At 47.8% G+C, this 19,532-nt stretch carries 21 protein-coding genes and 1 riboswitch; of the genes, 20 read left to right on the top strand and 1 reads right to left on the bottom strand.

What is annotated here, in order from left to right; translation table 11 throughout:
- Nucleotides 1–9: 9 nt before the first annotated feature.
- Together HP567_RS28265 and HP567_RS28260 are read left to right on the top strand one after the other, a co-directional pair.
- Nucleotides 10–555, top strand: a complete 546-nt coding sequence (locus tag HP567_RS28265) for an RNA polymerase sigma factor (RefSeq protein ID WP_069851796.1) — start codon at nt 10–12, stop codon at nt 553–555.
- Complete coding sequence (locus HP567_RS28260; RefSeq protein WP_173611166.1) at nt 539–2,248, top strand: hypothetical protein; 1,710 nt, start codon at nt 539–541, stop codon at nt 2,246–2,248. Before HP567_RS28265 ends, HP567_RS28260 begins: the two co-directional genes overlap by 17 nt.
- Nucleotides 2,249–2,406: 158 nt before the next feature.
- On the opposite strand, the gene HP567_RS28255 is transcribed toward HP567_RS28260, so the two are convergent.
- The gene (locus tag HP567_RS28255) at nt 2,407–3,660 is read right to left on the bottom strand and encodes an ATP-binding protein (protein WP_173611167.1); all 1,254 of its coding nucleotides are present in this window, start codon (nt 3,658–3,660) and stop codon (nt 2,407–2,409) included.
- A gap of 201 nt (nt 3,661–3,861) precedes the next feature.
- Nucleotides 3,862–3,981, top strand: a riboswitch (SAM riboswitch).
- 370 nt (nt 3,982–4,351) lie between these two features.
- On the opposite strand from HP567_RS28255, the gene HP567_RS28250 reads away from it, so the two are divergent.
- From HP567_RS28250 to HP567_RS28165, 18 genes are all read left to right on the top strand, one after another.
- The gene (locus tag HP567_RS28250; RefSeq protein WP_173611168.1) at nt 4,352–5,374 is read left to right on the top strand and encodes a sugar ABC transporter substrate-binding protein; all 1,023 of its coding nucleotides are present in this window, start codon (nt 4,352–4,354) and stop codon (nt 5,372–5,374) included.
- Nucleotides 5,375–5,467: 93 nt separating this feature from the next.
- Entirely contained in the window at nt 5,468–6,958 is a 1,491-nt protein-coding gene (locus HP567_RS28245; protein ID WP_173611169.1) for a sugar ABC transporter ATP-binding protein, read from the top strand.
- A gap of 1 nt (nt 6,959) precedes the next feature.
- The gene (locus HP567_RS28240) at nt 6,960–7,958 is read left to right on the top strand and encodes an ABC transporter permease (RefSeq protein WP_173611170.1); all 999 of its coding nucleotides are present in this window, start codon (nt 6,960–6,962) and stop codon (nt 7,956–7,958) included.
- Nucleotides 7,959–8,102: 144 nt separating this feature from the next.
- Entirely contained in the window at nt 8,103–9,287 is a 1,185-nt protein-coding gene (locus HP567_RS28235; protein WP_173611171.1) for a glycerate kinase family protein, read from the top strand.
- A 56-nt stretch (nt 9,288–9,343) separates the two neighbouring features.
- Nucleotides 9,344–10,684: an SLC13 family permease gene (locus HP567_RS28230; RefSeq protein WP_217367241.1), complete on the top strand. Its 1,341-nt coding sequence runs from the start codon at nt 9,344–9,346 to the stop codon at nt 10,682–10,684.
- Between the two features lie 96 nt (nt 10,685–10,780).
- Nucleotides 10,781–11,467, top strand: coding sequence for a response regulator transcription factor (locus HP567_RS28225; protein ID WP_173611173.1), 687 nt, complete (start codon nt 10,781–10,783; stop codon nt 11,465–11,467).
- Between the two features lie 3 nt (nt 11,468–11,470).
- The gene (locus tag HP567_RS28220; protein WP_173611215.1) at nt 11,471–12,835 is read left to right on the top strand and encodes a HAMP domain-containing sensor histidine kinase; all 1,365 of its coding nucleotides are present in this window, start codon (nt 11,471–11,473) and stop codon (nt 12,833–12,835) included.
- 12 nt (nt 12,836–12,847) lie between these two features.
- Nucleotides 12,848–13,681 carry a PepSY domain-containing protein gene (locus tag HP567_RS28215; protein WP_173611174.1) on the top strand — a complete coding sequence of 278 codons (834 nt, stop codon included), beginning with the start codon at nt 12,848–12,850 and terminating at the stop codon, nt 13,679–13,681.
- A gap of 294 nt (nt 13,682–13,975) precedes the next feature.
- Nucleotides 13,976–14,191, top strand: coding sequence for a hypothetical protein (locus HP567_RS28210; protein WP_217367232.1), 216 nt, complete (start codon nt 13,976–13,978; stop codon nt 14,189–14,191).
- Nucleotides 14,192–14,196: 5 nt separating this feature from the next.
- A complete protein-coding gene (locus HP567_RS28205; protein ID WP_173611175.1) occupies nt 14,197–14,526 on the top strand; it encodes a DUF2085 domain-containing protein in 330 nt (109 codons plus the stop codon).
- A 94-nt stretch (nt 14,527–14,620) separates the two neighbouring features.
- Complete coding sequence (locus tag HP567_RS28200) at nt 14,621–15,436, top strand: alpha/beta fold hydrolase (RefSeq protein WP_173611176.1); 816 nt, start codon at nt 14,621–14,623, stop codon at nt 15,434–15,436.
- A 136-nt stretch (nt 15,437–15,572) separates the two neighbouring features.
- On the top strand, nt 15,573–16,316 hold the full coding sequence (gene map, locus HP567_RS28195; RefSeq protein WP_173611177.1) for a type I methionyl aminopeptidase: 744 nt from the start codon (nt 15,573–15,575) through the stop codon (nt 16,314–16,316).
- A gap of 123 nt (nt 16,317–16,439) precedes the next feature.
- Nucleotides 16,440–16,997 carry a DNA-3-methyladenine glycosylase I gene (locus HP567_RS28190; protein ID WP_015893337.1) on the top strand — a complete coding sequence of 186 codons (558 nt, stop codon included), beginning with the start codon at nt 16,440–16,442 and terminating at the stop codon, nt 16,995–16,997.
- Nucleotides 16,998–17,025: 28 nt separating this feature from the next.
- Nucleotides 17,026–17,502 (top strand): DinB family protein, encoded by a 477-nt coding sequence (locus HP567_RS28185; RefSeq protein WP_173611178.1) that lies wholly within the window; start codon nt 17,026–17,028, stop codon nt 17,500–17,502.
- Nucleotides 17,503–17,877: 375 nt separating this feature from the next.
- Entirely contained in the window at nt 17,878–18,216 is a 339-nt protein-coding gene (locus tag HP567_RS28180; RefSeq protein WP_173611179.1) for an RNA polymerase sigma factor, read from the top strand.
- On the top strand, nt 18,162–18,389 hold the full coding sequence (locus HP567_RS28175; protein ID WP_017251813.1) for a hypothetical protein: 228 nt from the start codon (nt 18,162–18,164) through the stop codon (nt 18,387–18,389). Before HP567_RS28180 ends, HP567_RS28175 begins: the two co-directional genes overlap by 55 nt.
- Nucleotides 18,386–18,583 (top strand): hypothetical protein, encoded by a 198-nt coding sequence (locus HP567_RS28170; protein ID WP_173611180.1) that lies wholly within the window; start codon nt 18,386–18,388, stop codon nt 18,581–18,583. Before HP567_RS28175 ends, HP567_RS28170 begins: the two co-directional genes overlap by 4 nt.
- Before the next feature lie 250 nt (nt 18,584–18,833).
- Nucleotides 18,834–19,487 (top strand): hypothetical protein, encoded by a 654-nt coding sequence (locus HP567_RS28165; RefSeq protein WP_173611181.1) that lies wholly within the window; start codon nt 18,834–18,836, stop codon nt 19,485–19,487.
- Nucleotides 19,488–19,532 lie beyond the last annotated feature (45 nt).

The raw sequence follows: 19,532 nt of genomic DNA, 5'->3' as shown, positions 1-19,532 counted from the left end.
GGAAATCCAGTGCAGGACACAGTCGATTACGAAGCGCGGATTAAAGCGATCTATCGCGAGCATTACCGTGATGTCTATCAATATCTCTACTACTTTACGGGGAAGCGTGAGCATGCGGAGGATTTGACACAGGAAGTGTTTATCCGGGTCTTGGACGCTTTGGCCAGATATGAAGAGCGTTCCAGTGTGAAGACATGGATTTTGCATATTGCCAAGCATGTCGCCATCGATGATTACCGGAAGAGGCGGGTGCAAACGCTTTTTGGCATGGATTTGTTAAAAGGGCTGCCTTCTCTTCTGGGAAGGCCGGAAGCGGAGCTGGCTTCCAAGGAAGAACAGCTGGAAATTGAGCAGGCGATGCAGAAAATGAAGACGCATCATCGGAATGTACTGATTTTGCGTGGCATCAAGGCCTACAGTATTCGGGAAACGGCAGAAATCCTCGGGACAAGCGAAGCCAAGGTCCGCGTAGATTTTCATCGGGCAACAAAAGAACTCAAAAAAGTTTTGCATGTCGATTGGATAGGAGGGTTGGCCAATGAATACTCCAAATGACGAGCAATTCTTCGCGGCTCTTCCTCGGTCAAAGGATGCGGAACCAAGGAGCGAATTCGTCGAAGCGCTGGAAGCAAAGCTGGTGCAACGGGCACGCACCAAAACGAATCGTCCGAAAAGAATCGTCCTCAAGCTGGCAACATGGACAGTTTCCGCTGCGACGGTGGCAGCAGCAGTATGGATGATGGGGGTAACCCCGGAGATATTCAAGCAATCTCGGTTTGAATCACAAGCGCATCTGGTACCCCGCTCCTTCTCATCGACAGAAATAACAGAAAGCGAGCTAAGCCAAGCGGCGATTAGAACGTTGGAAAAGCTGTACGAGAAATATCCTCCTTTTCGGGAAGCGGAAAAGAGGGTCTACGTAACCAAAGCTCCTCGCGAGGTGTACAACATAGATTTTCGCACGTTCAGCAACAAAGATCGAACAGAAGTGTCGCTATATGCCAGAGCGAAATTGGACGCCAAAAGCGGACTCTTGCTCGGGTTCGACCTGGAAAAGATTCCAGGGCAAGAGAAAGTCGAAGGAGTGCCTTCCAAGGAGAGAATAGAGCGACAGGCGAAGGCATTTATGGAACCGTTTCTGGGCAAAAATCTGGAACAGTATCGGATCGAACAAGTAGATGGGCAAGAGGGAGCAGATACCGTTTCGCATGAAGCCGTCCGATTGCAACGCTACGTGAATGACGTGCAGGTAGAGGGAGATAACTATGGGATCGGCATGAGTGATGCCGGGCATATTCGCTATGTCAATTCAGGGGATTCAACGGGAATGAATTTGGACACCGGGCAGTTTCCTTCAATTGCTGAGCGGCCTTCTCCGAAGAAAACGGAGAGCGGACTTGCAGAAGTCATGCAACTGACGTATCAGAGAGGCGGGAAGAAGGACGTGGACTACGTTCTTCGTTATACGGAAAACTTCTCCGGGTATCTCGACGCTCGTACTGGCAAGGAAGTGAAAACGACCTTGTGGCGCGGGGAGTCGTTTCGCGACAGTATTGCCGTCAATCCCGGAGGCAAGAAGACAATGGTTGCATCGGCAAAAGAGGCTGCGGCCGCCATGGAGTTCTTCGGTCAGAAGGTGGAGGGCTTCACATTTACCGGGAGTAATGTGCCCGATTATATGATGGGAGACAACGAACGGGAATACCAGGCCAAAAAAGGAGAGCGATTCATGCAGCTGACTACTGTCAACAATCGGGCAGCAGCGTTCAAGATATCTTATCCGGAGCTGCGAGAAGGTGATCCGACACTTGCCGTCGCAGAATTGCAGGAGCGAGCGATCTTGTTTTTGGAGCCGTATCTGGATTCACGGGTGAAGACTGTTCGGATGCAGGAGCAAATTTATGTGATGGGCAGACAGGTTGAATTGAAATTTGTCCGAGAAGTAAACGGCGTAATGGTGCCGGATCAGTATTATAAGGTCACGATCGACGGGCAGACAGGAGAAATTATCGGGGTGAATTTAACATTCCCGCATGAGCAGGAGACCTTCCCAGATGCGTCCAAGGTGATTTCAGCAGAAGAGGCGGCGCGGGTTTATCTCCAACATAAATCACTCAGTCCCCGTTATCTATTCCCGCTTGAAAACAATAGGATTCAAGAGCAACCGATCTTGGTCTATTCGGCGGAGATACTGAAAAGCAACGGGGATGTGGATGCCATTACGGGAGAATGGCTACCATTCCAATAAAGAGAGACACCAGGGGGAAACTCCTGGTGTTTTGTTTTGCGTAATGTCTTCCCGGAAATTGCATAGTAAAGCGTGAGGGGAAGGGCAACCGACCGTCATTTGCATCATTATCGATCGAATGGAAAAAGGCACAGTCCCTCTGCAAAAGCTGCATGAAGTCACTGTGCCTTATACGGGAGCATAATGGTGAATTTGGTTCCTACTCGCGGTTTGCTTGATACATTGACCGTTCCGCCAATTGCATGGATGACATGATAGGAGTACGTCAATCCAAGACCGGTCCCGGTTGTTTTCGTAGAAAAGTAAATCGTTCCGAGGCGGCTGATCTGTCCTGCATCCATGCCGACACCGTTATCCTTGATGACCAATAGGGCTTTGTTTCGCTCGATGAGCAAGTCCAGGGAGACTTTTCCGTCCGAAATATCTGAGCATGCCTCAATGGCATTTTTGATGAAATTCACCAACACTTGCTTGAACTCATCTGGATTGGCCTTGATCGTCACAGGTCTCTCAAAGTCTTGCAGCGTAAGCTCCACGTTATGCATATTGGCAAAGGGGAGCATCACTTCGCGGATGGCATGCAGATGCTCACTGACATTAATGATTTCATGCCGTTCCTTGAGCGGCTTGGAAATCGCAAGGTACTCGGTCAAAATGGCTTCTGTCCGTTGGATTTCATCGAGACTGATCCGAATGTATTGATCGACTTTTACCAAATTTTCCGGACATTCCTGTATTAATTTCAAGAAGCCTTTGACTGCTGTCAGCGGATTGCGAACCTCATGTGCAAGCGATGCAGCAACATGACTCATCGTCTGGATTTTTTCGTTTTGCGCGTGGCGGATAAACAGCTCCTTATCCGAAACGCATTTGCTGAAAAGCGACATTAATAACCAGAGGCCGAAAAAGTTTTGAATAGGAATCACTATGGTGTAGTAAACGAGGTGTTGAGTTACATAGGTGGGAAAAAAGTAATAGGTAGTCCCTAAAGCAACCGTAGAAAAAATCGCACTCGTCATAAAAAGATACAGTGTTTTCCGATAACTGGCTTTGTAGTGTCGATACAAAAAGAGTGATATGACAAAATTGACTGTAAGGATCAGCAGGGCAACCCATGTTCCTTCGCCACCGAGGTAGTACCGATAAACCAAGGCTTCAATCAGAAGGAGCAAGGCAATCTCGACTCCGCCATAAACCAGTCCGAAAAGAATGATGACATGTCGGATATCAAAAAACATGCCATTCGTGACACTCGGGGCGAAGGTCATCGCGAGAAACATGCAGGCTGAGCTGGTGATGACAATAAAGGAACGGCTGTAGTTCCTCATTTTGTCACGGTAATAAATGTTGAAAAACACAAACGGGATAATGGCGAAACACCATTGAAGAATGACTTCTTTTAATAGACTCATGTAGCATCCCCATCGCAAATATTTGCTAGGCTTGTATCAATCTACGATAATTCGACAAGACACAACAAAATCCCTCTTGATGTTACAGAAGAAACTGGAATATTTATCAAGAAAATTGTTTCGTAAACCTAGTTGACAGATAGGTAATTGCCAGATTATATTCTGTATATACTTATACAAACGTTTTGAAAATAGAAACAACTCTTATCAAGAGAAGGCTGAGGGAATGGCCCTATGAAGCCCGGCAACCTAGCACGAGAGAATGCGTTCTTTCGAGCCAAGGTGCTAACTCCAACAGGTAGAATACCTGACAGATAAGAGGCGAGAATCTTGTCGATTTTTGTCCTCTTTCTCTGTGAAAGAGGATTTTTTGCGTAGCTGTCGTGGGGAAGAAGCGCATTTCCAGTCTACGCTTCGGCCTCCGCCCCGCTGTGAGTGAAGACTGTCCGCTTCGGAAGAAATAGCGGGAGCGCTTCAAACGCAGAAGGTTCAGGAAGGATTTCATAAGTGAAGCCGCTATTTCTTCCTACGCTGAGATGGGCCCCAGAGGCGCTTGGACTGGAAATGCGCTTCTTCTACGAAGTTTTTTTCCTTTTTGAAAGTGAAATCAAAAGAAGCTTCGATCGAATGAGGGGAAACAAAATTTTTAATTTTGTTATGTGTTTTAAAAAGAAAAAGGGGGAACATCTCAATGAAAAAGAAACTCGGTCTGATCACATCACTTGTTTTGGCAGCATCTGTTCTTGTGACGGCATGCGGCAGCGGGGCAACAACGGGAACCGGCAGCACAAACGGCGGTGCTTCGGGAGAGAAGGCGAAGAGAATCGCATTGATCATGCGTCAGAACGTAGGAACGTTTTCTGCACAATACATCAATGGCGTGAAGACAGAGGTGGAGAAAAACGGCGGCGAGTTGACCGTTTTCAATGCAGATACCGATCTGGCAAAAATGGCGTCCAATCTCGATGCGGCTGTGAACCAAAAGTTCGACGGCATTCTGATTGATCATGGTACGGCGGAAGCGTTGCAGCAGGGCACGCAAAAGGCCGTGGATAAAAAAATTCCGGTCGTTCTATTTGATACAGACATCAACATTCCGGGTGTGCCAGTTGTGGCGCAGGATGACAATAAGTTGGCAGAGCTGAGCCTGGAGAAGCTGGCGGCAGATACAAACGGCAAAGGGAATATTGTGAAGATTTGGGTAGCTGGCTTTGCGCCTATGGAAAAGCGCCAAGTGACCTATGAAGCTTTCCAGAAGAAATATCCGGATTTGAAAGAGATTGCGGCATTCGGTTCTGCTACCAACAATACGGCTCTCGATACACAAACGCAGATGGAAGCAATCTTGAAAAAGTATCCGAACAAAGGCGACATCACAGCGGTATGGGCGGCATGGGATGAATTTGCCAAAGGGGCGACACGCGCCATCCAGCAAGCAGGCCGTACGGAAATCAAAGTATACTCCATCGATTTGAGCGATGAGGATCTGCAAATGATCCAGGCGGAAAACTCTCCGTGGGCAGCGACGGCAGCAGTAGACCCATCCAATATCGGACGCATCCATGCCCAAACCGTGTTCCAAAAAATCAAAGGCGAGCAGGTGCCAGACAACGTGAAGCTAACCCCAGTGCTGGTGAAACAAGAGGACCTGCCGAAGGATAAAAAAGTAACGATGGGCGACCTGTCCCAATACGTAAAAGAGTGGGGCAAGTAAGAACCAAATTGGCTTTTCCCGTTGAGCTGTAACCGTCAACGGGATTTTTCCTTATAGAGGTGGGAACACGCAGGTAAACAGGAGGTGTGAAACATGTCCACATTGCAGATGAAAGGGATGGCGAAGCAATTTTCTGGGGTTCCTGCCCTGCGATCCGTCAATTTTGAGGTGCGTGCAGGAGAGGTTCACGCACTGCTCGGAGCCAATGGCGCGGGAAAGAGTACCCTGATGAAAATCCTCACGGGAGCGTATCAGGCAGATGGCGGTACGATCACCATCGATGGACAGGCTGTGACGATCAATTCGCCGCAGGATGCCAAAGCACAGGGCATCCAATGTGTATATCAGGAAGTGGACACCGCCTTGATCCCGTATTTGAGCGTCGCCGAAAACATATTGGCGGACCAGCTCGTCCAGGCGAAAACCAAAGGACTGATCAACTGGCAGAGCTTGTACAACGAAACGGAGCAGATTTTAAAAAACTTCGGCTTTTCCATTCCGGTGAGGATGCTCGTCGAGGAATGTACGCTGTCGGAAAAGCAATTGATTTTGATTGCACGGGCGACCGTCCAAAAGGCGAAGTACGTTATTTTCGATGAACCGACAGCGCCGTTGAGCACGAAGGAGAGCGAGCGGCTGTTTCAAATCATTGCGCAGTTGAAAAAAGCTGGAGTCGGGATCATTTATATCTCCCACCGCCTGCCGGAAATCTTTGAAATCTGTGATCGGATCACGATCATGCGCGATGGACAGCACGTCATGACCACAGACACGGTGAATACCAACATGGACGAAGTGATTGCGAACATGCTGGGCAAAAGCTTTGACGAGGAGTTCCCGAAGCTCGAAGTGCCGATTGGCGAAACGATTTTTGAGGCGTCAGGTGTAGCTGGCGGCAAAGTACACGGAGTCGACCTGCAGGTGCGCGAGGGAGAGATCGTGGGTGTCGTCGGTCTAGTCGGGGCAGGGAAGACTGAGCTCGCCCGATTGCTCTTCGGTGCAGATGAAGCAAAGGCTGGAGCCATTCGATTGCATGGAAGACGTATCCAACTGCGCTCGCCAAAAGACGCCGTCGATGCCGGAATCGTACTCGTCCCGGAGGAAAGGCGCAAAGAGGGTATTTTTGTAGAGGAGTCCGTACAGAACAACCTGTCAGTTGCCTCGTTGAAAAAGAAATCCTGGCTGGGTTTTATCAAAAGAGGGGCGGAAGCGGCTAACGCAAAAGAGCTGGTGCAGCGCCTTGGTGTAAAAGCAGCCGATATCAAGCAGTTGGTCGGTTTTCTCAGCGGCGGAAACCAGCAAAAAGTCGCGATCGGAAAATGGCTGGATACAAACGCTCACCTCTTTATGTTTGACGAGCCGACAAAAGGAGTGGATATCGGAGCGAAAAGCGATATTTACCGCCTGATTGGAAATCTTGCCGAGCAGAAAAAGGGCGTCCTGTATTTCTCCTGTGAGTTTCAGGAAGTCATCGGGATCGCAGATCGGATTCTCGTCATGTTCGAGGGCAAGATCGTGAAGGAATTGAGTCGCGAGGAAGCAACACAAGAGCTGATTATGTACTACGCAAGCGGAGGTGAGTAACGTGGCAGATAAAAAGTTTAGCTTATTTGATTTTGTTTACAAATACGGAACGGTTGCAGTCATCGTTATTGTCATGTTGTTATTCAGCTTGACTAACCCGTATTTCTTCACGTACGACAACTTGACGGACATTCTTCGCTCCATCTCGATTGTGACATTTGTCGCGATTGGCGTTACGTTTTCGCTGATTGTCGGAGGCTTTGATTTGTCTGTAGGATCGACGGTTTCATTGACCACGGTCGTTTCTGCTTCGATGATGGTTTGGTACGAACAGGGAGTCTTCCCGACACTGGTTGTTCCGATTGTACTCAGCTTGCTCGTCGGGCTGATCAACGCGTTCTTGGTCGTGAAAATTCGCATTCCTGATTTGCTGGCTACTCTGGCGATGCTCTACATCGTCAACGGTATTCATATGACGTATTCCCAAGGCTACTCGATCTACGCAAACATGCCGATGCAGGACGGCTCGCAAGCTCCGGGAAAATTTCAGGAATGGTTCCTGTGGCTGGGCCAAGGAGAAATTCTCTCCGTTCCTGTTCCGGTTATCCTGACCTTTCTACTTGTCGCGATCACGCATGTGTACTTGACCTATACGAGACAGGGACGGATGCTGTACATGACAGGCGGCAATTTGGAAGCAGCCCGTCTGTCGGGGATTCCTGTGAATCGCTATCGTACCTTGGCATATGTGCTTTCTGCTCTTTTTGCAGGCTTGGGCGGGATGCTTTTGGCAGCACGGATCGGCACCGGGCAGGTGAGCAGTGGCGGCTCCATGCTGATGGATGCAGTAGCGGCTGCTTTCGTAGGCTTCTCCGTTTTCGGTGCAGGAAAGCCAAACGTATTCGGTACATTTGTGGGAGCCATTCTGATCGGAGTACTACTCAACGGCATGACGATGCTCAATCTGCCGTATTATGCTTACGATATTATTAAGGGGACGGTTTTGGCGCTTGCCCTGGCTGTGACCTATTATCAACTGCGCAGAAAACGAAACGCTTAGAATCGTAACGTTCTTCTTGCTTTTCTCTCATCAACTTCTCATCTTCCTATTATTCCCTTCTCTTTTTTGAAGCTTAGTATTGGTCTTACTCAAGTGAGACCAATGTGAAAGCAAATTCAAATAAAGAGAAGGGATGTTGTTTTTATGCGTATACTCGTTGTGCCTTCGGGCTTTAAGGAAAGCTTAGATGCTGAGCAAGCCGCTGAGTGCATGAAAGAAGGAATTCTGCGCGTGCTCCCGCTCTCCCAAGTACAGACACTGCCGATGGTAGACGGAGGAGAAGGCTTTACAAAAGCGATTGTGAAAATTTCGAATGGCTCGATAATCGATAAGGAAGTAACAGGCCCTGTAGGGGAAAAGATTCCTTCCCATTTCGGAATATTCGGATCAAAGACGACAGGTCAAACGGCTGTGATTGAGATGGCGGCAGCAGCGGGACTGCGACTGGTTCCAAGGAGCTTGCGTGACCCGCGCAAAACGACGACACATGGCGTCGGTGAATTGATCAAAGCGGCGCTGGACATGGGGGCAGAGCGTATTTTGCTAGGCTGCGGCGATTCTGGTACTTCCGATGGCGGGGGAGGCATGGCGCAAGCACTTGGCGCGAGATTTTTGGATGCAAGCGGTCAAGAAATCGATATTGAAGGCGGTATCTCGCTGGCAAAAGTAACGAAAATCGATGTTTCCGGGATGGACAAACGACTCAAGCAGGTGCAAATCGATGTGGCTTGCAACTGGTTTAACAAACTGTGTGGGGATAATGGAGTCGCCCGTGTGTTTGGACCGCAAAAGGGAGCGACGCCTGAGCAAGTGGTTGAGCTGGAAGAAGCACTCGAACAATTCGCGTCTATCATTAAGCGGGATTTCGGGATCGACGTCAGAGAAATGCCGGGCAGTGGTGCATCGGGTGGCTTGGGTGCCGGACTGCATGCTCTCACGGGTGCGAATCTTTATCCACGCTACGATATCATCATGAAATACATTGATTTGGATCGGATGCTTCAAGAGACAGACCTTGTGTTTACGGCGGAAGGAAGCATTGATTTTCAAACACCGCGAGGAAAAATTCCGGTGGAAGTGGCGAAGCGGGCGAAGAAGCATGCCCTGCCGGTAGTGGCTTTGGTGGGGACTGTTGGCAAAGGTGCCCGACTTAATTATGAGCACGGAATTGACGCGTACACGAGTATTTTGCCGATGCCGTCTACGTTGGAAGAAGCGTTTATTCATGCACAGAAATGGTTGACCGATTGCTCGGAAAGCTCCATGCGAACCATCATGGTGGGCTTGCAGCTCGCAAATCGTTTAATGGCGAAGGAGCAAGTATCGTGATTGCACAGACCGTCGCAAAGGAAAGACCTGCCTGGGTTCTTCCGATTGTCCTGATAATGTTCGTTGAATTACTGCTTATGCTGCCGTCTTCCCTGACATTGGAAGCCAAATGGAGCTTGTTCTGCTTCTGTGTCGCCGTGATCCTGTGGACGACCACCTCGCTGAACTCCGCCTATGTAGCGATTGGCTCCGTATTACTCCTCGTCGTGACAGGAACGGCTGACCAGGAAATTTTGTTCGACTCGCTCGCCTCCGATGTCATTTGGTTAATGATTGGCTCGTTCATTCTCGGCGGTGCGCTTCAAGTGACCGGCTTGGCAGGGAAACTAACAGATCTGGTTGTGAGTCGCGCAAAGAATGTCAAAAGCTTGTTTTGGCTCTTGACGGTCGTCGTTCAATTTCTCGCTTTCTTTATCCCGTCTACTTCTGGACGCGCAGCGGTGCTACTGCCTGTTTTTCACTCGCTGACCTCCGAAATCGGGAACAAGCAAATCACGAAAGCCATGGCGATCCTGATTCCGACGATTATTTTAGTATCGACGAGCTCCACTATGATCGGAGCAGGCTCCCATTTTATCGCGCTCGATATGCTGAAGGAGTTCAATGGGGAAGGGATTAGCTTCGCGGAATGGCTGTTGTGGGGACTGCCGTTTGGAGTAGTGGCCAGCATCGTGACTTGCCGGATTGTTCTGGCTCTGTTTCTCACCAAAGACGAGATGCAGCGCCCACTCGCGAGCAAAAAGCTCTCCCTTACCTTGTCCCGCAACGAAAAATATACGGTTGCCGTGATCGGGGCGATGGTCATTTTCTGGCTGACAGAGCGTTTTCACGGAATCGAGATTGCAACTACGACAGTCGTTGGCGCCTTTCTTTTGACATTGCCGAATGTGGGTGTCATGAAATGGAAGGATGGCGTACAGTCTGTCTCGTGGAATCTGATTCTGTTTGTAGGGGCAGCGATTGCACTCGGAAAGTCGTTGTTGGAGAGCGGCGCGGCAGAGTGGATCATGAAAAAGCTGTTCACGATCACAGAGCATCTGGAAGGGGAATCATCCCTTCTGATCATTGTGGTTATTACCTTGCTGACACTGACCTCCCATCTGTACATTACATCGCATACAACGAGAGCCGTCATTCTTGTACCACCGCTTCTCTACTTTGCGAGCAGCCTTGATTTGAATGAAGTGACCATTTTGTTCTTAGGAATCGTCGGCATGAACTACTGCCTGACCTTCCATGTCAGCTCCAAAGCATTGCTCATGTTCCAGGAAAGCGGCAAGGAGACCTTTTTGCCTAAGGATTTGCTGCGGTTGAGCTTGTATGCAGGGGCAGCCCACGCAATTCTGATGATCGTCTTTTATTACGCGTACTGGCAGTGGGTGGGGTTATCGATATAAGTAAAAAATGATATCTTTCGTACGGATTACTCTTTGATCCACAGCCAATATTTGCTAAACTCATCTGGATAATGGAGCAAGGCTTAGGAGGATTACATGTCGGAGCGAATATTAATTGTGGAAGATGAAGAGAAAATTGCTCGTGTGATTCAATTAGAACTGGAATACGAAGGTTACGAAAGTGAGATCGCAAAAACAGGGCTCGAGGCGCTGGAACAATACAACCAAGGCGGATGGAACTTGGTTTTGCTCGATGTACTGCTGCCAGGTTTGTCAGGCATAGAAGTGCTTCGTCGGATTCGGGTAAAGGACTCCGCGACGCCAGTCATTTTGTTGACGGCCAGGAATGCTGTCGTAGACAAAGTAAATGGACTCGATCAAGGAGCGAACGACTACATCACGAAACCTTTTGAAATCGAAGAACTGCTGGCTCGCATCCGTTCCTGCCTCCGCTTGTCCCAGATGACAAGAAAAGTGGAAGCCAGCTCCAAGGTAGAAGTAGCGGATTTAAGCCTGGATGAAAAATCGCGGGAAGTGACGAGAGGGTCCAGCCAGATCGAGCTGACGCCGCGTGAATTCGATTTGTTGCTTTATTTGATGCAGAATAAAAACCAAGTTCTGAATCGTGAACAGATTCTTACACATGTATGGGGATTTGATTATTTCGGAGACACAAATGTCGTTGACGTGTATATCCGTTACTTGCGTAAAAAGGTGGACCAAGGGTATGAAACCCCGCTTTTGCATACAGTACGAGGCGTTGGTTATATGCTGAAGGGGTAGATGATGAAAATCAAAAATAAAATTCATTTGTTCTCCACGGTCGCACTCTTGCTTCTGTTGCTCATGGTCAACAGCTTCATTTACTTCATGTTCTACAAAGTGACAACAGACGGAGAACTGGATCGTCTGCAACGAGAAGTTCTGCACATTCAGAGTGGACTCAATCAGATTGGTGTAGAAAGTTTCGACCCTGCTACGCTCTTGCAGCCGTATTTGCCACCGAACGGGATGATCCGGATTATCGATCAACAATCGCGAGCGATCGTCACGCAGGAAGTAGACAGCACGCAGCCAATCCCGGCACCGAAGCCCATTTTTGATAGAAAAACGAGTGACGGTGTCTTCGATGTCAACGGAGCGAAATACGCATACGTCAAGGTCCCGATCATTTGGACGAATGGAAAAATTGTCACGTTAGAAGTCATTGAAAGTATTGCCGGTTTGCAAGAAAATTTGAGCCTGCTGCAAAATGTTCTGCTATTTGCTTCGTTGTTCGTGCTGATTCCTGCTTTTTTTGCAGGGCGTATGTTGAGCAACCTGATTTTGCGACCAGTCAACTCGATGATTCAAACGATGGAAGACATTCAAGCGCGCAGTATTTTTAAGAAAATACCGCTTGAGCACACATCCAGGGATGAATTGCATGCGTTAGGAAGTACCTTTAACAAGATGATGGATTTATTGCAGCAAAACTTCGAGAAGCAGCAGCAGTTCGTCTCTGATGCTTCCCATGAATTGAAAACGCCGCTGACCGTAGTAGAAAGCTATGCAAAGCTATTGAAGCGTTGGGGGACGAAAAAGCCGGAGGTTCTGGCAGAGTCGGTGGAAGCGATCTATTCCGAAGCCGTGCGCATGAAGGATATGACCAATCAAATGCTCCTTCTTGCAAACAATAGTGCCGAATGGAATCTGGATGTCAAAGAAATCGACTTGATCCCGATGTGCCAAACGACCATTGCACAATTGACCAATGCGTATGGCAGAGCCTTTCAACTGGGCGCAAGCCACGAATCGGTTCCGGTGATGGCCGATGAACAAAAACTAAAACAAGTGCTCGTCGTTTTACTCGACAATGCGATGAAATACAGCTCCAATGAAATTGAGGTTGAGGTGGGGATTCAAGGGGAGCGTCCATTTTTCTCAGTGAAGGACTACGGAATGGGGATTCCCAAGGAAGATTTGCAGCATGTTTTTGATCGTTTCTTCCGTGTAGACAAAGCCCGCAGCCGTGAAACAGGGGGCGTAGGACTCGGTCTTTCCATTGCCAAACAGATCGTCGATGCCCATCAAGGCGATATTGCCCTGGATAGCGAAGAAGGGAAATGGACGCTCGTGACCGTTTTTCTGCCAGGGCAGGCTAAGAAATAGCAGGAGGTACGTATGAATAAAAAGTGGAAAATAGGGCTGCTGGCAAGTTTTCTGTTGGTCACTACAGCATTTGGCATGCAACGGATCTTCGCGAGCATGGATTTGCGGTCATTGTCAGCGGAGGAAGTCAAACAGATCGTGACGGCCCGCTACCCGGGGAAGATTGAATCAATCTCCATGACAGATGTAGGAGAAAACAGCATTTACAATCTCCAGCTTCTCAATGAGCGTGGAACATATAGTGTGATGGTGAATGCACATACGGGCGAAATTATTGATTTGAAGGAGCTATCCTTGGTCGCAGCCACTGCGCAGCCGAAGGCAAACGAAACGGCGACGAATCCAATACAGCCGGGTTCAATTCCGACAGCCAGCACAGCACAGCAACCTAATAACGCTGGGAAAGATGCTTCTGGCAACGCGACCAAGCCAGCTACAACCCCAACACAGCAGCAGCCGAAGCCAAATCAAGGCTCGAATCCACCAGCGCAGTCACAGACCAAAATTACGGAACAGCAAGCGAAACAGATTGCGACAGAAAGAACAAGTGGCGGCAAGATCGATGATGTTGATTTGATCGAGACAAAGAGTGGAGCCGTCTATCGGGTGATCACGGAAAAAGACTCGAAAACGGTAGACGTACGCATACATGCTATTACCGGAAAAGTGCTCTCGACTACGACTATCGACAATAGCTCTACCGATGATGACGACGATGATGATCAGACACCAGCGGATAAAAACGGCAGTGCTCCGGCGGATACTCCGGCGGATACTCCAACAAGTGGGGACACGAACTCCGTCGACATCGACGACGATGATTTGGATGATGGTGATGACGATTAGGATTTAGATTTTTCATATGGAGGGAGCCGTCAGTGTCTGCATTGACGGTTTTTTCGATGTGCAAATTGAGGACAGAGATACAAATAGAAGAGAAAAAGCATCTGTTCCGATCCCCGTCTATCGGCTTACATACGCACGTACAGAGCGGTATAAATATGTCGACGCCATAACCAATCAGCCGGGTCGATGACTTCACTCTCTTTCGTAACGCACAGTGAAACTGCAGGTACGCTTTCTCGTAGAAAGAGAAGAAGGGAGAGGGTGTATCTGTTTTTTCTTGGATTAACGCTTTGCATGATCGCATGGATAGCGGGAGGCGTATTTCTGTATCAAGGGGATTATGTTACAGGAGGAGTCTTGATCATACTTGGTTTGCTTGTTTTGATTAGCATGATCCTCTATTATTCGACAAACCGGAAAAAGCGTAAAAATTGCTCGCCAGATTGCAGCCATCTTCCCGTTGATTGTCCGAATTGTGATGCAACCGATTGCGATTGCAAGCCAGATTGAGGGGGATGAAAATGAATACGCAGTGGATTCCCTGTCATCGACGAGCAGATCGTTCCTTTTCTATCGGTGGCAAGAAAATGCCGCTATGTGCCAGGTGTGTTTCGATCCTAGCTGGATACTTGCTGGCGCCTGTTTTTGCAGGAATGCATATCGTGACCTCTTACTATTTCATTGGACTGCTTTTATTGCCCATGCTGATTGATGGCTTTACCCAACATTGGAAGTGGCGAACAAGCAATAACAAACTGCGCTTTTTCACAGGGTTCAGTTTTGGAATCGGACAGTCTTTGCTCATTTCCAATGTCGTTTGGTTTTTGGTAGAGAGACTGGGGTGAAGCGATATGCCTCTATGTACACAAAAATTTCAATATTATGCTAATCCTTTCACCGGGGACATCCCTCCTATATAATACTGGTGGGGGGATATAAGTGATCCATTATAAGACATACATACGTGGTGAGGATTGCGAATGGGTGACTTTTGTCCATGGGGCAGGGGGCAGCTCGTCGATTTGGTATAAACAACTTAAGGCATACAAAGAGAATTTCAATGTTCTTCTAGTAGATATGCGTGGTCACGGAAAATCTAAAAACATCCCGGGCAAGCTGTTTAAAACATACACCTTTGATGATGTCAGCAGAGATATCATTGAGGTTTTGGATCATTTAAAAATCGTTTCCACCCATTTTGTGGGGATTTCTTTGGGGACGATTATTGTGCAGATTATTTCGGAGCAGGCCCCGGACAGAATGCGTTCTATGGTTTTGGCAGGGGCTGTGACGCACATGAACGTTCGATCGCAGGTATTAATCACGCTGGGGAATATGGTCAAACATTTCATCCCGTACATGTGGTTGTATCGACTGTTCGCATGGGTGATCATGCCGAACAAGCGTCATAAAGAATCGCGTTCCTTGTTTATCCGCGAAGCCAAAAAGCTTTGTCAAAAGGAATTCAAGAGATGGTTCAAGCTGACTAAAGGCATTAATCGTTTCCTGGGAACCCTCTTTGATAAAGAGCCTCCCATCCCTACCTTGTTCATTATGGGGGACGAAGACCATATGTTTTTGCCATTCGTCCAGATGCGTGTGAAAAAAAGGCAATATGCACAGTTGAGTCTAGTCGCTGACTGCGGTCATGTCGTCAATGTCGATCAGCCGGAAGAATTTAACCGAATCTCCATCGGGTTTATTCAAAAGCAGTCGACAATAGCACACAGAATGTATGCACTGAATCCAGCCTAGCTTCGTAAGATAAGAGCCGCAGAGGGTGCTTCTGGGGTTCTTTGTTTTTTCTGCGGGTTGCGATTGGTGATGAAAAATGTTCCAATGTAGGAGTAGAAAAGGGGAATAATTACATTCGTAGACAGGAGGGAATCACATGTCAATTCAAAATGAACATGATTTGATCTGTTTGAAGCGGATCGGTAGTATTGTCGCTGAAGCAAGAGAGGCGATGATAAAAGCAGTGCGGGCAGGCGTGACAACAAAAGAACTCGACCGGATTGGCGGAGAGATCTTGGCAAAATACGGCGCGCGTTCTGCACCGAATATCACGTATGATTTTCCAGGGAATACGTGCATCAGTGTCAATCACATTGTTGCCCACGGCATTCCTGATGATACAGTCTTGAAAAATGGCGATATCATCAATATTGATGTCTCGGCGGAGCTGGATGGATATTTTGCCGATACAGGTGCTTCCATCGTGGTAGGGGAAGGTGAGCCCGAGAAACAATCCTTATGCGAATGCGCCGAGGAGTCGCTGTACAAGGCATTGGATGCGGCAAAGGCGGGATCGAAGCTTAGCCAGATTGGTCGCATTGTTCATCAGGAGGCCAGGAAAAAAGGCTTTACAGTGGTCAAAAACCTTACGGGTCATGGCATCGGCAAAAGCTTGCATGAAGAGCCTGCTTACATTTTGAATTACTATGACAAAAAGGACAGACGCTTGCTCACAGAAGGTCTCGTATTGGCCATTGAAACATTCATTTCAACGGGGACGGAATATGTGGACGATGGCAGGGATGGTTGGGCGCTCATTACGCCTGATAAGAGTTACGTAGCTCAATACGAGCACACCATCGTTGTGACGAAAGGGAAGCCAATTATTTTAACGGCTTGATTGCAGGGAGACCTCAGATGGATGAGGTCTTTTTTTGTAAAGAAAAACTTGCAGAATACCCAATGATTGTATATTCTTTATATAGGAATATATGTTCGCATTTCGTAGAGGAGGCTTCTTTCCATGAATCGGTGCGGCTGGGTGAATCAGGACCCTATTTATATGGATTATCACGATCACGAGTGGGGAGTTCCTGTCTATGAGGATCGGTTGCTCTTTGAATATTTGAATTTGGAAGGCGCACAGGCCGGACTGAGCTGGTACACGATCCTGAAGAAGCGGGAAAATTATCGAAGAGCGTTTGATAACTTTGAAGCGGAGAAAATCGTTCAATACGATGAAGCCAAAATTGAGCAATTGCTGACAGACGAAGGCATCGTTCGAAACAGGCTGAAGATTCGCGGCGTCGTGAAGAACGCCCACGCGTATTTGCGGGTTGTGGAGGAGTTTGGGTCCTTTAGCAGCTATCTTTGGTCGTTTGTAGGCGGAAAGCCGATCCATAATCATTTTCAGGAAATGAAGGATGTGCCTGCTTCTACCGAAATCAGCGACAAGATGAGCAAGGACCTGAAAAAGCGAGGTTTTACGTTTGTCGGTTCAACCATTTGCTACGCCTTTATGCAAGCAGTCGGCATGGTCAATGATCACGTAGCGACATGTGATCTCTATCAAAAAAACTAGGACGAGCTTACGGGGAGGGGAGAATGGCATGAACGAAAATGATCTCTTAATCTTAAACTTTGAGGAAGTAAGACGTAGAAGCATCAAGGTGTGGAAGGCAATCCCTACAGAAATGCTGAACTGGAAGCCTGACGATAAAGCGTTCACGTGCGGAGAAATGATTCGCCATGTCATCGAGGGTGAGTTTTTGTATCACCAGATTTTGATCCAACGGGGAAGCGCCGCCTTGTCTGACATCCCCAATCCGTATGAAACCAAAGAGTTTTCGAGCGTAGAAGAAGACTTGGCCTTTGCGAAACCGTATCGAGAAGAGTTTCTCCGCTTCGTCAGAGGGCTGTCCAAGAGTGACTTGGAGAGTGTCCGCATCGATCGATCCGATGTAGGCTATGTCCGCACACTTGGAGACATGCTGCTGCGAATCGCTTATCATGAGTCGGTACATACCGGTCAACTGCTTGATTATATGAGAACGATGGGTGTTGAACGTCCGAATATTTGGGATTAAGAGAGTGCGAAAGATAGAAAAGCAAGCAAGTTCTTCTGCTATGGATGCGAGAGGGGCTTGCTTTTTTATTTTTATAAGATATTTCAAGCGTGATGGGCAGATAAAACCAAAAAAGTATGAGAATTATGTACTTTTATAGAGTAGGAACATCAGTTATATAAGGATAATTTCATACTTCTACACAAGCACGATCTCCACTCGGGAACGTGCTTTTTTGATGTCTTCTTCTGAAAATTATGCAGTGGATCAACCTGGAAAATCATCTCCAAAAATCTGGTAGAAAGAACTTGAACTTATTACATCAGTATGAGATACTTGTACTACAAGAGAACGAATGTTCCTATTTCCGGATGAAAAAGACAGAAGGTGAAGCAAGTGACAGATGAGCAGTTGAAAGAGCATTGCAGAAAAGTGCTCAAGAGGATTGCTTGGCGATTGCAGTACGCCGCCAAGAAGCGTTTGTACAGGGAGACGGTGATCAAAGAGGAGATGCGGGGAACGGAAGCGATCGAGGACAATCTGTCGGATCTGTATGTTCAGGAGGTGTTGATGCAACTCCCAGAAAAAGCCCGGATTATTATCAAGCAGGTCGTCCTACAAGGAATGACAGAAGAACAGGTAGCCAAAAAACTGAATATGACCAGACAAGGAGTGAGTAAATGCAAAAACAAATATTTGCGCCAATTGGCCGAGAAGCTGACTCGTTCAGCCTGACCCTCCAAAAAGCACAGTCAGGAGATAATCGGGCTGTACTGACGATCCTCGACTTTCTGCTTCCTGACATGGAGTACCTCGCTTCCTTTATCAAACTACCTCGCGAAGAGAGCATGCAAGAAATGAAAACCGCGATGCTCGAAGCGATCCGCAGTGGAGAAGTGATGCTATGATGACGATTGATTACGTTCAGGTTCTCGCGGTTGTCGTGTGCTTCCTTGCTTTAATCGTCACGTTTAAGCAGGTGGATTTGCAGATTCGGATTAATAATCTGTTCAATCTGCAATTAAAGGCAAACAAAGAGAAAAAGAAAGAGCAACTGGAACAAAAAAAGGAGACTCCGACTGACGATCGGAATCCCCGTTGAATGCTTGGGGCAAAGAATACAACTGGTGAGTATCCTCTTTGCCCCCTTTCATTATACAAGAAAATGACGATGCAAAGGAGATACGTACGAAATGATAGAAGCAGCATTAATCGGAGCAGCTGTTTTATTGGTCGGAGTCATTATCGGACAGATTGGTTTGTCTCAAAGATTAAGAAAAGACGCAAGAGTCAACGAAAACCGATAAGCAATCATACGGACTTCATATATATGACCGAGGGGGAATAGTGCCTTGATCAGCAAAGATATTTTCATGGAAGCAGTATGCGAGGTGTGTCCGGCAACGTGCTGGGGAAAGAAATCACATTGCCAGGTTCATGATAAGCACGTAGGAAAAATCGATTCTTGCCCGGAGTGGGACAAGTACATGCGGGATCAAGAGGCAAAAGGGCAGCAAAAGACAGTATCCGCTAGAAAAGAAGGCTTCGTCCGGCTGAGTGAGCAAGCACCCATTGTAGATTTTCTACAGAAAGCCGAGGAAGAAATCCGCGACTATAATTACATGCAAATCGAGATCGTTCGTATCCAGCGTTTTTTGCGCGAGGCGGGGGAAGGAATGGTCTCTCAGTATGGATTGGATGCAGGCATGCCAAAAGGAAAGGGCACCACGGGAGATAAGACGCACGCGGAGGTTGTACGCCGGGAGCGAAAGTGGAAAAGGCTGCAAAATTTGCAGGATAAAATTGAGCGGATCAATAAAGCGGTAGAGACGATTCCGGGGGAGCAGGAACGCTTGGTGGTCGAGGCTTTGCTGGATGGCGACAAGAACAATCTGATTGCCAAAGAAATCGGTGTGTCCCGTCAGCGGTATTATGAAATCAAGCGCAGTGCGGTGATGAAGATGGCATGGGCGATGTATGGTGATCAGGCTCAGCAGACCGGATGATGATTTAATAGATGAGAAGCTGTCTGGAAGATGACAGCTTCTTTT

This window comes from Brevibacillus sp. M2.1A (assembly GCF_013284355.2).
Lineage (GTDB): Bacteria > Bacillota > Bacilli > Brevibacillales > Brevibacillaceae > Brevibacillus.
Note: the sequence above shows the minus strand (reverse complement) of the source record. Positions and strands in the feature narration are given on the sequence as shown.